Raw genomic sequence first — 14,435 nt, 5'->3', positions numbered from 1 at the left:
GCCACGACTACTTGCCGCCTTCCAGTCGCGCCACAATAGCGTCAATCTCCACACGCAACTGAGCCTGACGAGCCACAATACCCTCAATCCGAGAATTCAGCTCAACAATATCCACGCACTCACGCGTATCCTCCGGCTCAACCCAGCTCGACACCGCCAGGTTCGCCTCCTGCTCCAGCAGCTTCTCCACCGGAACCAGCGCCGAGAAATGCTCACGCTCCTCACGAGCCGCCAGCACCTCAAAAATCTTCTCACGGTGCGACTTACCCAGAATATTCTGGTTCGTGCCCTTATCAAAGAGCGCAGATGCATCCACGAACAGCACCGAATGGTCCTTTCGACGACCCTTCTTCAACACCAAAATGCAGGTCGCAATGCTCGTACCGTAAAACAGGTTGGCAGGCAGCTGAATCACAGCATCCACCACGTTCTGCTTCAACAGATACTCACGAATCTTACGCTCCGCACCGCCACGGTACAGCACACCCGGGAACTCAACGATAGCAGCCGTACCCGCCTCATCCAGAGACGCCAGCATATGCATCGTAAACGCCAAATCAGCCTTCGACTTAGGCGCCAACACAGCCGCCGGGGCATAACGGTCATCATGAATCAGGGTCGGGTCATCATCACCCTTCCACTTCGTCGAATACGGAGGGTTAGACACAATCGCACCAAACGGCTCCTCAAAATCACCGCCCGCACCACCACGATGCTTCGGATCAATCAAAGTATCACCGTGCGCAATACTGAAATCATCCACCGGCACACCGTGCAGCATCATGTTCATGCGGCACAGGTTATAGGTCGTCAGGTTAATCTCCTGACCCACAAAACGCAGGCCGTCCGAGTTCTTACCCAGCTCACGCTTAAACTTCAACAGCAGCGAACCCGAACCACACGCCGGGTCATACACGGTACGAATCTGCTCAGCCTCACGGCCATCCATGGCAATCTTCGCCAGCAGCTCCGAAACCTCCTGCGGAGTGTAGTACTCGCCGCCACTCTTACCCGCATTCGCCGCGTACATGCCCATCAGGTACTCGTAGGCGTCACCGAATGCATCATTCTCGCTATCCTCGTAGTCCTTACCCAGGTTCATATCCGCCACAGCATCCATGAGCTTGAGCAGGTTCTCGTGACGAGCCGCAGGGCTCACACCCAGCTTGTTTGAGTCCAGTACGAAGTCGTCGAAGAGGCCCTTCACGTTGTTCTCAGACTCAGTACCGCGCGCCGACTCCTCGAATGCCTTGAACACGTTCGCCAGGGTCTCATTCAGGTTCTGATCCTGACGCGCCTTCGCATGCACCACAGAGAACAGCTGAGAGGGCAGCAGCAGGAAGCCACGCTCCTCCACCAGCATGCGGCGAGTATCCTCATCAAAAGCTTCATCAGGAATCTGTTCAAAAGCCTGATCCAGACCGTACTTCTTCTCCACAAAGCGCACCTGGCTCTCAGAGAGGTAACGGTAGAACAGCATGCCCAGCACGTACTGCTTAAAGTCCCAGCCGTCTACCGAACCGCGCAGGTCATTCGCAATACGCCAAATCGTAGAGTGCAGCTGCGCACGCTCAGCATTACGGTTACGGTGCTCGTCAGTGGTAGCGGAAGAATCCGTAGACTGCGTCGTCATAGGGGCGGTCAACCTCTCATTAGTTATCGTTTCTCGTCGAAGAAACGTCAAAGTTCGGGACCCGTGCGGTCCCGGTCGTACACATACGCCAGTGTGGGTTCAGAAGCCCTACTCGGTGGGAGTGTTCATAGCTTCCACAAGCTGATTCGTACCCGGCGGCGCGAACTCTTTCAGTATACGGGTTCCCCAGACCCCATACTCGCTGGTTCGTCATCGCTGAGCCACTGGTTGTCTCGATAGGTTAGTGTCTTCGCCGTGGGTCTTTAACCCGTAGTGAAGACACTAACCTATCGAAAGTTCCCCCGACTCTCCCCCGCTTAACGTCCGGATGCCACATGTGTTCAACACATGTGGCATCTGGGTATAGAAAAGTATTTACGCTTCCGAGGGCTTCGCGCCGGTCAGGCGGTACGCCTTGTACACGCCCGTCACGTTACGGACCACATTCAGCACGTGCTCCAGCATGAAACGGTCACCCAGTTCCAGGGCGAAGCGGTCCACCACGGTACGATCCTCCGAGGTGTGCACGCGCGCATCCAGGATGTTCACGCCCGACTCAGAGATAGCGCGAATCAGGTCGCTCAGCAGGCCCTTACGGTCCAGTGCCTCCACCTGAATCTGCACACGGTACGTAGCGGTCGGCGAAGACGCCCACTTGACCGTGGTCACGCGAGGCTCCTCGTCAGCGTTACGCATGTTCGGGCAGTCGCGGCGGTGCACCGAAATACCGTTGTAGCGGGTCACAATGCCGATAATGTCATCCGGAGGAACCGGGGTGCAGCAGCGCGCAATCTTCGTCAGCACGCCCTCAGCACCCGGCACAATCACGCCGTTATCGCCAATCGCCTTGCGGGTGGACTTCAGTAGCGTCTCGTCAAAGTCGTTGACCTCAACCTCAGGCGCCGGCTCATCGCCGCGATGCACCTCAACCAGGGTTTCGATGACCTGCTTCGGCGCAATCTCATGCTCACCAATCGCACGGTACAGCGACGCCACATCATTCTTATGCAGCAGCTGAGCCACCTGAGTCATAATCTCCGGGCTCATCATCTTCTGCAACGGCAACTCACTGTTACGCATACTCTTCGTCAGCATCTCGCGGCCGGCGAGCAGCGCCTCCAGGCGGCGTTCCTTCGCAAAATACTGACGGATCTTCGTGCGAGCGCGTGAGGAGCGAACGAACTTCAGCCAGTCCTCACTGGGGCCAGCATCCTCGTTCTTCGTTGTCATGATTTCCACGGTGGCGCCGGTGGGCAGGACCGTGTGCAGCGGTACGAGGCGGCCGTTGACCTTCGCGCCGACGGTGCGGTCGCCGACCTCGCTGTGGATGGCGTAGGCAAAGTCCACGGGGGTGGAGCCGTTGGGCAGGGCGATTGCTTCGCCGTTGGGGGTGAGTACGACGATTTCGTCGGTGTCGAGGGTGTCTGCCAGCGACTCGTAGAACTTCTCCGACTCGGGGTTGGAGTTCGAAATTTCGGCGATGGACTGCAGGATGCCGACGTTCATCATCGCCGAGGTCTGGGTGCCCGGCTCCTTCGGGTCCTTCGCGGGCGCGCCGCCACGAGCTGCGACCTTCTCACCGCGCGACGCCGCCTTGTAGCGCCAGTGTGCCGCCACACCGTACTCAGCCTCTTCATGCATCTTGTAGGTGCGGATCTGAATTTCAAGCGGCAGGTTACCCGGACCGTACACAGTCAAATGCAACGACTGGTAGTTATTGTTCTTCGGGTTCTTAATGTAGTCCTTGAAACGGCCGGTCATCGACGGCCACAAGGACAGCACGTGACCGAGCACGGTGTAGCACTCTGCCTCTTCCTCAACCATGATGCGCACGGCGAGAATGTCATTAATCTCGTCGAAGCTGCGGCCCTTCGTCTTCATCTTCTGATGAATCGAATAGTAGTGCTTGGGGCGGCCCGTCACCGTCGCCTCAATACCGACCTGCGCCAGGCGCTCCTTAATCTTGGTGCGCGCCTCGTTCAGGAACTTTTCGAGGGCGGGGGTGCGTTCGCCGACCATGCGCACCATTTCGGCGTAAATTTCCGGGCTCATAGCGGCGAAGGACAGGTCCTCCAGCTCCCACTTGATCGTGTTCAGGCCCAGGCGGTGCGCGAGCGGCGCGTAAATCTTTAGGGTCTCTTCTGCCTTCTTCGCGGCAGAAGCCTGCGGCACAAAACGCCAGGTGCGGGCGTTGTGCAGGCGGTCGGCAAGCTTGATGAGCAGCACACGGATGTCCTTGCTCATAGACAGCACGAGCTTACGAATCGTCTCAATGGAGGCGTTCTCGCCGTAGGTCATCTTGTCTAGCTTGGTCACGCCGTCGACCAGGTAGGCGACCTCCTCACCGAACTCGTCAGTAAGCTGCTCCATCGTGTAGTCGGTGTCTTCCACCGTGTCATGTAGCAGGCCAGCGGCGAGCACGGGGCCGGTCGCGCCCATCTCAGCAAGAATCGCGGTCACAGCAACCGGATGGGTGATGTACGGGTCGCCACTCTTACGCTTCTGACCCTCGTGGCAGCGGTTCGCCACCTCGTAGGCGCGCTGCAGCACCTGGATGTCTTCGTCCGGGTGGTAGCGGCGCACGGCACGCACGACCGGCGCAATCATCGGGGAGAAACGGATAGTGCCGCCGTGCGAATCGGGCGCCTCTATCTTGCCGCTGCGGCTACCGAATACCAGGCGGTTCGGCACACGTCCGCCAGCAGCCATGACGCGGTGCGAGCCGCGAACAGCCTTAGCCTGCTGAGGCTCCTGGCTCTCAGTGTTTGCGTTCAGTTCAGCTTCTGCACTCATTTTCAGGCTCCTTTGGACGTAACAGCGATGACCTGAACTCCCGAATCTGCTCGTCGTTGAAAGGCGTGGATGCGGGCGTGCAGTATCTTCTACCTTTATCCTACCCAGCGCGCGGATATGAGCCAAAATATGTGCATAAACTATGCCGCGCTGCGAAATATTAGGCCGGTGAAACATTAGCCCGGCAAACATGAGGTTCAGCGGGGAACAAGGAGGCGCCACTCCCCAGGCTCTGCTACCCCGCGCCGCGGCTAGAACAAGCCATGGGGAACAAACCAGCGGATATAAAACCGCGGGCACGCTAAAGGGGAGCCGACACCTCTCGGTATCGACTCCCCTATCGTTAGCGATGCCAGTGGTGCTGGCGGAACGCTGGCTAACCGTTCAGGTTCACGCGGTGAATCTCAATAGTTGCGCGTGCCGGCTTCTTAGCGGGCTTCTCGGTTGCCTTCTCCTCCTCTGCGGATTCCTCAGGCGCCTTAGACTTGCTGGACTTCTCAGCTTCGGCATGCTCCTCCGAAGAGTCACCCTCAGCCTCGTCAGCGTCCTTGAGGTTGCCGCTCTCCACCTTCGCGGAGTGCTCACGAATCTGAGCCTCCCCCAAACGCAGCGAAGCATACAGCGGAGCAGACACGAACAGCGTGCCGAACATGCCCACCAGAATACCCACAAACAGCGACAGGGACAGGTCCTGCAAAGTACCCGCACCCAGGATAAAGGCACCAATGAACAGGATCGCGCCCACCGGCAGAACACCCACAATAGCGGTGTTAATCGAACGGACCAGGGTCTGGTTCACCGCCAGGTTAATCTGCTCGGCAAAGGTCGTGTCACGACGTTCCAGCACATCCTCGGTGTTCTCACGGATCTTATCGAACACCACCACCGAGTCGTACAGCGAGTAGCTCAGAATCGTCAAGAAACCAATAATTGCACTCGGAGTGATCTCGAAGCCGAACGCGGCGTACAGGCCAACCGTCACCACCACGGTGAAGAACAGGCCCGCAATAGACGCCAGCGACATCTTCCAGGTACGGAAGTAGAACGCCATACCAATCAGCGCAAGCACCACAAACGCGACCAGACCCCAGAATGCCTGACGGGTCACATCCGCGCCCCAGGTCGGGCCCACAAACGAGGAGGTCACGTCATTCTCAGAGACGCCGTAACCCTCCTGCAAAGCGGCCTTCACCTGCAGAGTCTCATCATCGCTGAGCTTGCTCATCTGGGCACGAATCGTACCCGGCGCAATATTGGTTACGCGAACGTCCGAAGCATCCTTCGCCTTCTCGTGAATAATGCGCTCACCCGTAGCAGTATCAACGTGCGCGGTCTTCGAGACCACGAACTCCGAACCGCCGCGGAAATCAATACCCAGGTTGAAGCCACCACCAACAGCCGGAATCAGAACCGAAACGGCCATCAGCACAGCCGCAAGCAGCAACCACAGGCGGCGCTTACCCACGAAGGGGTACGAGCGGGCACCCGAATGCAGGTCATTACCGAAGCGGGCAAAAGCATTAGGTTTCACATCGGTAGCCATGCTTAGCTCTCCTTCTTCTCATCAGAAGCAGACTCGTCAGCCTCAGCGGCAGTACGCTCTGCACGGCGACGCTCAGCAATGCTCAGCTGCTTCTCCTCCGGGCTGCGGAGGCGACCGGCACCACGGTACAGCGGCGTAGCGCCCAGCGACTCAGGCGACAAGCCCGAGTGGCGGTGACCCTCACCGAAGTAGCGGGTATTCGCCAGCAGAGTCAGCATCGGGTGGGTGAACAGGTACACAACCACAAGGTCAGCAATCGCAGTCAAACCAAGGGTGAACGCGAAGCCCTTCACCGAACCGACCGACACCACGTACAGCACCACAGCAGCCAGCAGGTTCACAGCCTTCGACGCCAGAATAGTGCGGGATGCACGCTGCCAACCGTGGTTCACCGCCGACGGGATCGTGCGGCCCGCACGGATCTCATCACGGATACGCTCAAAGTAGACGATGAACGAGTCAGCCGTAGCACCAATCGCCACAATCAGACCCGCCACACCAGCCAGGGACAGGCGGTAGTTCAACGCCCAGCCCAGCAGCGCAATCGCCTCATACGAGATGATGCCCGCAACAATCAGCGACGCAATCGTCACAAAGCCCAGCAGACGGTACTGGAACAGCGAGTAGACAAACACCAGCAGCAGACCAATCAGGCCGGTCAGCAGACCCACACGCAACTGCTCCGAACCCAGGGTCGCAGAAATCTGCTGCTCCGACTGGATCGTGAAGCTAATCGGCAGGGCACCGTACTTGAGCTGATCGGCGAGAGCCTTCGCCTCCTGCTCGGTGAAGTTACCGGTAATCTGCGGCTTGCCGTCAGAAATCACTGCCTGCGACACCGGGGAAGACAGCACCTTGCCGTCCAGCAGAATCGCGAAGCGGGCACGCGGATCATGTGCGTTCTGCGCACGAATCGCGTTCAGGCGAGAAGTAATGTTCTGGAACTTCTCACGAGCCTCATCGTTGAACTGAATGTTCACAGCCCAACGGCCCGTAGTCACGCCCTGGCCGCTCGTCTCCTGCGAGTGGCTTGCGGTAGAAATATCGCTACCGCTCAGCTCCACAGGACCCAGAATGTACTTCTCCTGACCGTCAGTGGAGCACGCCACCATCGGCTTAGTCGGGTCCGCACTATCGGCGTCCTCATTGCGTGCCGCGGTGCAGTCCTTCGCCTCGTACTGCTTGTACAGATCCGCAGTAATCCAGTTACGGTCCGAACCATTAGTCGGCTCCGCAGACGGCTTGGGCAGCTTATCGTCCGCAGTGCGGGCATCCTCAGCCACCGCAGTACCGGCACCAGACAGCAGCACCGGGCGGAACGTCATATTTGCAGACGCCTGAATCAGCTGACGAGTCTCAGCGCTCATCGTTCCGGGAACCGAAACAACTACGTTATTGCCCGAGCCGAAGGAGGTGGTAACCTCCGCCTCCGAAACGCCGGCACCATCAACGCGCTGACGAATAATCTCAACCGCCTGGTTCAACTGCTCCTGGGAGACGTTCTCATCCGAAGAGCCATTGACCTTCGGAGAAAGAATCATTTGAGTACCACCCGAAAGGTCCAGGGCGAGCTTCGGTGCCCAAGAACCTCCCGAGTAGGTGGTGCCGAAAATACCGGCAGCCATAACAACCATGAGCAGGACCATCGAGAGGAGTGCCCCTCGCGCGGCTGCAAGCGGTGAACGCTTAGCCATAATGTTCCTTCTTCGTGTGAATAGTATTGAGTGTTCTACAGATTCCGTAACGCGAAAACCCGACGCCGCTCACTGGGCGCCGGGCTCATACGCTCTGAATTACTTAGCAGTATCAGAAGAGGTATCGGAAGCGGGAGCTTCGGATGCGGTAGCCTCGTACACGTCCTCGGTCAGGGGCGCCGCGGGGGCTTCCTCCTCGACGACGGCCATAATCGCGTTCAGTGCCAGGGTGATAACAACACCGTCCGCAATCTGAAGCTGCAGCTTGTTGTTCTCAAGGTCAGTGCTGACAACGGTGCCGTAGATGCCGGAACCAGTCATCACCTGGGTGCCGGGGACGAGAGACTGCTGCATTGCGCGCAGTTCCTCCATCTGCTTACGCTGACGCTTCTGGGCGGAGAACATCATCCATGCCAGCAGCGCCATCATGGCGATCATAATCAGGAGGTTAAAATCCATGGTCTCACTTTCACATCCGCACCCGTGCCGCTCACCGCGAGGGTTGAGCCTACCAGAAGGTGTGGAATCGTAGATACAGTACGTATCCATCCTACGCGAGAGCATGAGCTTTAGCGCCCCGAACCAGCATTTTTGTGAGGTTAACCTGAGTTTTGGACTCTCTCGGCGTAATTTCTGTCCCCAGAAGAAGCCCGGCAGAGCCCGATGGAACCCAAAAGCGCCTACAGAAGAGTTGCAGAAAGATACGTTGCCGAAAGATACAAGGAGCGCACACAGAAAAGCCCGCAGGAGGCTGATACCTCCCACGGGCTACTGCTGTTTTATCAGTTGATGCGGGACTAGAGCTGAATTTCGGGTGCTTCCAAGCCGAGGTGCTCCCACGCCGCGGGCAGAGCCACACGACCGCGCGGGGTGCGACCAATCAGGCCCTCACGCACCAGGTACGGCTCGGCAACCGTCTCCACGGTCTCAGTCTCCTCACCCACCGCAATAGCGAGGGTAGACAGACCTACCGGGCCGCCGCCGAACTTGTGAATCAGCGCCTCCAGCACGGCACGGTCCAGGCGGTCCAGGCCGCGTGAATCCACCTCGTACATGTCCAGCGCGGTTGCGGCATCATGCGCGTTAATACGATCCACGCCGTTCACCAGCGCCCAGTCACGCACACGGCGCAGCAGACGGTTCGCAATACGCGGCGTGCCGCGGGAACGACCAGCAATCTCGGTGAAGCCCTCGGAGGTGATCTGCATGTCCATCAGACCCGCGCTACGGCGAAGTACCAGCTCAAGCTCCTCCACCGAGTAGAACTCCAGGTGACCGGTAAAACCGAAGCGGTCACGCAGAGGACCGGGCAGCAGACCCGCACGGGTCGTCGCACCCACCAGGGTGAACTGCGGCAGCTCCAGCGGAATGGAAGTCGCACCCGCGCCCTTACCGACCACAATGTCCACACGGAAATCTTCCATCGCCATGTAGAGCATTTCCTCAGCCGGGCGGCTCATACGGTGGATCTCATCCAGGAACAACACCTCACCGGGGGTCAGCGAAGACAGAATCGCCGCCAAATCACCCGAATGCTGAATCGCCGGGCCGGAGGTGATGCGCAGCGGCGCCTCCATCTCTGCCGCAATAATCATCGCGAGAGTGGTCTTGCCCAGACCGGGAGGGCCCGACAGCAACACATGGTCGGCGCTACGGCCACGCATCTTCGAAGCCTCCAGCACCAGGGACAGCTGCTGACGCACACGGCGCTGACCCACAAAGTCGTCCAGGGACTTAGGGCGCAGTGCCGCCTCAATCATCTTCTCTTCAGGCTCTTCTTCCATCGCCACCAGGCGCTGGGCGGGAGCTGAAGACGCCTGAGTGCCGGGCACCTGACCGGGAAAATACCCGCCGGAAACCAGGGACGCCGCGGGCTGCGGCTCATAGGGATTCTGGCTCATAGAATTCTTCTTTCACAAAAGTTTGAGTGGGATACATCGAACAGGGCGCGCCGCTTAGTGGCGGCCCACCGTGTTCTGAGTACCCAAGGATGCGAGCACACCGCGCAGAGCCACACCCACCGGCTCAGTCTCTGCGGCAGGGTTGTGCTGCACGTAAGCGTCAATAGCGGCGGAAGCGTCCTTCTCGCTCCAGCCCAGAGAGGTGAGAGCGTCAAGCACCTGCGGCTTCCAGACAATGCCCTGGCTCAGCGGCAGCTCATCAGTCTGACCATCGCTGAGAATCAGCTTGCCGGCAAGCTCCAGTACAATACGGCGGGCACCCTTCGGGCCAATACCGGGAACCTTCGTGAACGCCTTATCGTCACCGGTCGCCACGGCACGCTCCACCTCAGCGGCAGTGTGAACACTCAACACCGCCAGAGCAATACGAGGACCAATACCGGAAACCGAAAGCATCATATCGAACACTTCACGCTCGGCAGGCTCCGAAAAACCGTAGAGAGTCATCGACTCTTCACGCACAATCATAGTGGTCAGTACGGTAGCTTCCTCACCCGTGCGTAGCTTGGAGAGAGTACGCGCAGTAGCGTACACAAGCATGCCGAAACCGTTCACGTTAATCACCGCATGATCAAGGCCAACCTGAGCCACACGACCGGTCAGGGATGCAATCATTTCTCTCCACCTTTCAACACCGCGCCCAGGAATGAGGCTCACGGCAGCGTGAGGGCACCGGGAACTCCGGCACCCACAGAACACGCTCAGAACGCACTCCCCCAGTTCAACGGGGAGACACTACAAGTATATTAGAATATTTCTTCTGAAATCAAGCACATATTCGAACTTCTTAGCGAATACACGCAAGCCAACAGGAGGCAACGCACAGGCCCACGAAGGCACCTCTAGCGGCGAGCGCGTGCCTCCGCCTCCATCCAGGCACGCTGCGCCGGAGTCAACGACCCGCCACGGCGAGCCTGTGCCGGGCGTGACCCCTGGTGAGTCTGCGTCTGGGCCGCCATGTTGATACCCGAACCGATGCCACCACCACGCCAACCGTGACAGATTGCAATCGCCAGGGCATCGGCAGCGTCGGCGGGTTTCGGCATGGAATCCAAACCCAAAATACGGGTCACCATACGACCCACCGATGCCTTATCGGCACGGCCGCTACCGGTCACGGCCGCCTTCACCTCCGAAGGGGTATGGAAGAACACCGGCACGCCGCGCATTGCAGCCGCAGAAATCACCGCACCCGAAGCATGCGCCGTACCAATCACCGTGTTCACCTGTTCCTGGGCGAAGACACGCTCAATGGCGAGGGCGTCCGGCTTGTAGGTGTCGAGCCAGTGGGAGGCGGCGTTGAAAATCCAGAAAATACGCTGGTCCAGGGACTCCGCCGGGATCGTGCCAGCAACACCCACGTTCACGAAGTGCGCCTTACGATTAGCAGTCATATCAAGCATGGAGAAGCCACAGCGAGTCAGACCAGGATCAACGCCCATAATGCGGGTCGCACCCGAAACACGCTCCACAGCGGTGGCGGTATGATTCTCACGCATGCTATCGCGTGCGGCAGGTTGAGCGGCAGACATTATCTCCCCTTTCGACAAACTCCCTCTAGAATCTCTAGATTCTAGCCCTTCAGAATCCTAGCACCCGGCACCAGGGCACGCCACGAGAACGGTCACCACGAGTACGGCCACTACTCGTGCCATCCCCAAGACGCTAAGAAGCCACTCCCCCAACCAGCCACCCTACGGCGGCTCGATTAAAGGAGCGGCTTCTTCAAACGTCAGATATCAGAATCCGAGGGATTACTCAGCTTCCAGCTCTGCCATAACCTCAGCAGAAACATTAGCGTTAGAGTAGACGTTCTGAACGTCGTCAAGCTCTTCAATAGCGTCTGCCAGCTTCATGAACTTCTTAGCACCCTCAGCGTCCAGGTCAACCTGCATAGTCGGGCGGAAGACCGGGTCGTCATTGTTATACTCGAGCTCAGCCTCGTCGAGCGCCTTACGGATCTCGGGCAGGTCGGTTGCTGCGGAAACAACGGTGAACACGTCGCCCTCGTCCAGAACCTCTTCAGCGCCTGCATCCAGAACAGCCATCAGAACGTCATCCTCGGTCAGACCGTCAGTCTTGGTGACCTCAGCAACGCCCTTACGCTCGAAGAGGAACGCAACCGAACCCTGGTCAGCCATGGTACCGCCGTTACGGGTCACAGCCAGGCGAACCTCAGACGCTGCACGGTTACGGTTATCAGTCAGACACTCAATGTACAGAGCGGTACCCTGCGGGCCGCGTGCTTCGTACATGATTTCGGTGTAGTCAATGGTCTCACCGGTCAGGCCAGCGCCACGCTTGATTGCGCGGTCAATGTTGTCGTTAGGAACGGAGTTCTTCTTCGCCTTCGACACAGCCAGGTCAAGAGCGGGGTTACCAGCAATATCAGCACCGCCCATACGTGCTGCAACTTCAATTGCCTTAATGAACTTCGCGAAAGCCTTCGCACGCTTAGCGTCAATAGCGGCCTTCTTGTGCTTAGTAGTCGCCCATTTAGAGTGACCGGACATTCGTATCTCCCTTAGTCAAAACCTCCGTGCGGGCACGGCGAAACGTCCCACGCACCGTACTGTACTCACATAACTATACCGTAGCGGAGGCGCACACCACCTCAGAAAATGCACGCCACCGCCCGGAATAGGATGCTAGCGGGGGCGGGACGCAGCCGAAGCGCGCGCCTTCTCCACCAGCGAGTCGTCAATCGTGTTCGGCGTGAACTCGCCAAACTTACGCTTAGCCGCCTGCTCAATCAGGTAGTCCGAAATCTTCGGGTTCTTCGGCAGCAGCGAACCGTGCAGGTAGGTGCCAATCACGTTGTGCACGCGCGCACCCTCATACGCATCGGTCACGTTGTTACCCTCACCCTTAGTGACGGTAGCCAGCGGGGTGCAGCCGGAACCCAGGTAAGTCAGGCCCGAGTGGTTCTCAAAACCAATCACAGTGCCGAACTCCTCAGACTCCTCAACAATGTTGCCAATCAGGCGGTCATCGCCGCCAACCGTGTGCGCATCAAAAATGCCGATACCCTTCAGCACCTCACCCTCACGGGTGCGGAATTCCTTACCGAACAGCTGGTACAGACCACAAATAACGAGCATCGGCACGCCAGCCTCAGCCAGCGAGCGCAGCGTGTCACCGTTCGCGTGCAGGTCATCCTGAATCACGGACTGACCGGAATCCTGACCGCCGCCACCCAGAATAATGTCAACATCTTCCGGGAAAGGCTGACCGGGGTTGTGGTCCAGAATCTGCACGTCAAAGCCGTGCGCCTGCGCGCGACGAGCCAACGCCAGAGTGTTACCCCAGTCGCCGTAAATGTTCATGTCGAGCGGGTACAGCTGCAGAATACGCAGAGTCTTACCGTTATTGGGGCCGGAGGCGGGGGTGCCCTCAAAAGTGTGAGTTGCCGTCATTAGGAAACCCTCTCAACGTCAGTGATCTTTGCGAGCTCTTCACGCAGAGCCAGCATTGCGGTGTAGGTGCAGAAAATACGCATGGGCGCGTTACCGCTGGAAGCGATGAACTGCTTGAGTGCCTCCGCCAGGTTCTCGTTGACCTCGTCAACCTTCACGCCGTCATGCTCCAGGCGCAGCGCCATATCCCAGGCACGCACACCCGAAACCATCTGCACGCCGGTCTTCTTCAAGCTGTCGAAGTCAACATCCCACAGCCAGGACACGTCACGGCCGTCAGCGTACTGGTCGTTAATCGTGATCATGGTGGCGTAGTCGTCAGCGTTCGCGCTCGCCAGGGACAGGCGGAAACCGCTCGGGTTCTTCACCAGCAGCAGCTGCAGCGGGCGGCCGTTCACGTTCAGAGTCTCACCGCGACCGAAGGCGGGGGTAATCTTCGCCAGCTCCGCAATGAGCTTATCTTCGTTGAGCTTCTCGCCCATGACGGCGCGGGTCAGCGCCATAGCGCCAGCCGCGTTGAAGATGTTGTAAATGCCGTAGAGGTTGATCTCGCCGACTCGCTCCACACCCGCCAGGTCGAAGGTTGCGGAGGTGCCGGAGAACGCGGTCAGGGTGACGTCTGCCTCGGGCAGGGTTGCCTTCGCGACGGTGCCGCCGCGCATCTCATCGTCCGAGGGGAAGTACGAGCGCAGGGACTCATCCAGACCGTAATACTTGACGGTCACGCCCGGCTGCACGTTCTCAGCGAGGGAGCGGATGCGCGGGTCCTCACGGTTGAGCACCACGGTGCCGGTCGTTGCGGAGGCGACGGTCGCCAGCATGCGGCGGGTCGTGTCAATCTCACCGAAGCGGTCCAGCTGGTCACGCAGAACGTTCAGCAGCAGAGCGTAATCGGGCTTGACGGCCTTCACGAAGTGCACGGCGTGCGCCTCGTCCAGCTCAAGCACAGCGATATCAGCGTCAAGCTTGCCGCCGAGGGTCATCTCGCCCAGCAGTGCGGCAGCGACACCGCGCACAAAGTTCGAACCGGTACGGTTAGTGAAAACCTTCAGACCCTGAGCTTCAAGCAGCTGCACAGCCATCTTCGTGGTAGTGGTCTTACCGTTCGTGCCAGAGACAACAACCACGCCGTAGGGCAGCTTCGCGAGCTCTTCAGCAACGAAGTCGGGGTGCAATTTTTCCATGACAAGGCCGGGGAAAGCGGAGCCGCCACCGCGAAGCTTAGTCGCGGCACGTACGCCCTGGCCGAGGAGTCGAATGAGGGGTTTGGACATGCTTACCATTTTAGTACACGCACGCCAGCGGCTGAATGTGGGTAGCGGTATCGTTCGCTACAGCCGGAAGGGGCGGGGCTACTGAGGTTTTGGCGCCGGGGTTTGGTGCGGGGCTCCGGCT

11 protein-coding genes are annotated in these 14,435 nt (G+C 58.9%); all 11 read right to left on the bottom strand.

Annotation, left to right across the window (positions count from 1 at the left end; translation table 11 throughout):
• Nucleotides 1-7: 7 nt before the first annotated feature.
• Nucleotides 8-1,633, bottom strand: a complete 1,626-nt coding sequence (locus O3648_RS00055; RefSeq protein ID WP_371567642.1) for a type I restriction-modification system subunit M — start codon at nt 1,631-1,633, stop codon at nt 8-10.
• Nucleotides 1,634-2,008: 375 nt separating this feature from the next.
• Nucleotides 2,009-4,426 carry a bifunctional (p)ppGpp synthetase/guanosine-3',5'-bis(diphosphate) 3'-pyrophosphohydrolase gene (locus O3648_RS00050; RefSeq protein ID WP_371567639.1) on the bottom strand — a complete coding sequence of 806 codons (2,418 nt, stop codon included), beginning with the start codon at nt 4,424-4,426 and terminating at the stop codon, nt 2,009-2,011.
• Between the two features lie 376 nt (nt 4,427-4,802).
• On the bottom strand, nt 4,803-5,969 hold the full coding sequence (gene secF / locus O3648_RS00045) for a protein translocase subunit SecF (RefSeq protein ID WP_371567636.1): 1,167 nt from the start codon (nt 5,967-5,969) through the stop codon (nt 4,803-4,805).
• Nucleotides 5,970-5,971: 2 nt separating this feature from the next.
• Nucleotides 5,972-7,663, bottom strand: a complete 1,692-nt coding sequence (gene secD / locus O3648_RS00040; RefSeq protein WP_279740041.1) for a protein translocase subunit SecD — start codon at nt 7,661-7,663, stop codon at nt 5,972-5,974.
• A gap of 99 nt (nt 7,664-7,762) precedes the next feature.
• Nucleotides 7,763-8,122 (bottom strand): preprotein translocase subunit YajC, encoded by a 360-nt coding sequence (gene yajC, locus O3648_RS00035; RefSeq protein WP_049342021.1) that lies wholly within the window; start codon nt 8,120-8,122, stop codon nt 7,763-7,765.
• 338 nt (nt 8,123-8,460) lie between these two features.
• Nucleotides 8,461-9,447 (bottom strand): Holliday junction branch migration DNA helicase RuvB, encoded by a 987-nt coding sequence (ruvB, locus tag O3648_RS00030; protein ID WP_279789130.1) that lies wholly within the window; start codon nt 9,445-9,447, stop codon nt 8,461-8,463.
• A 171-nt stretch (nt 9,448-9,618) separates the two neighbouring features.
• On the bottom strand, nt 9,619-10,239 hold the full coding sequence (ruvA, locus tag O3648_RS00025) for a Holliday junction branch migration protein RuvA (protein WP_005505871.1): 621 nt from the start codon (nt 10,237-10,239) through the stop codon (nt 9,619-9,621).
• Between the two features lie 227 nt (nt 10,240-10,466).
• Nucleotides 10,467-11,123 carry a crossover junction endodeoxyribonuclease RuvC gene (gene ruvC / locus O3648_RS00020; protein WP_371567834.1) on the bottom strand — a complete coding sequence of 219 codons (657 nt, stop codon included), beginning with the start codon at nt 11,121-11,123 and terminating at the stop codon, nt 10,467-10,469.
• A 255-nt stretch (nt 11,124-11,378) separates the two neighbouring features.
• Nucleotides 11,379-12,137: a YebC/PmpR family DNA-binding transcriptional regulator gene (locus tag O3648_RS00015; protein WP_279754108.1), complete on the bottom strand. Its 759-nt coding sequence runs from the start codon at nt 12,135-12,137 to the stop codon at nt 11,379-11,381.
• Nucleotides 12,138-12,272: 135 nt separating this feature from the next.
• Nucleotides 12,273-13,040, bottom strand: a complete 768-nt coding sequence (locus O3648_RS00010; RefSeq protein ID WP_005508778.1) for a type 1 glutamine amidotransferase — start codon at nt 13,038-13,040, stop codon at nt 12,273-12,275.
• Nucleotides 13,040-14,323 carry a MurT ligase domain-containing protein gene (locus O3648_RS00005; protein WP_371567632.1) on the bottom strand — a complete coding sequence of 428 codons (1,284 nt, stop codon included), beginning with the start codon at nt 14,321-14,323 and terminating at the stop codon, nt 13,040-13,042. The genes O3648_RS00010 and O3648_RS00005 overlap by 1 nt, the downstream gene beginning before the upstream one ends.
• Nucleotides 14,324-14,435: the final 112 nt, after the last annotated feature.

The organism is Rothia sp. 27098_8_161 (assembly GCF_041432905.1).
GTDB lineage: Bacteria > Actinomycetota > Actinomycetes > Actinomycetales > Micrococcaceae > Rothia.
The sequence above is the reverse complement of the archived record's forward strand: the minus strand, read 5'-3'. Positions and strand labels throughout refer to the sequence as shown.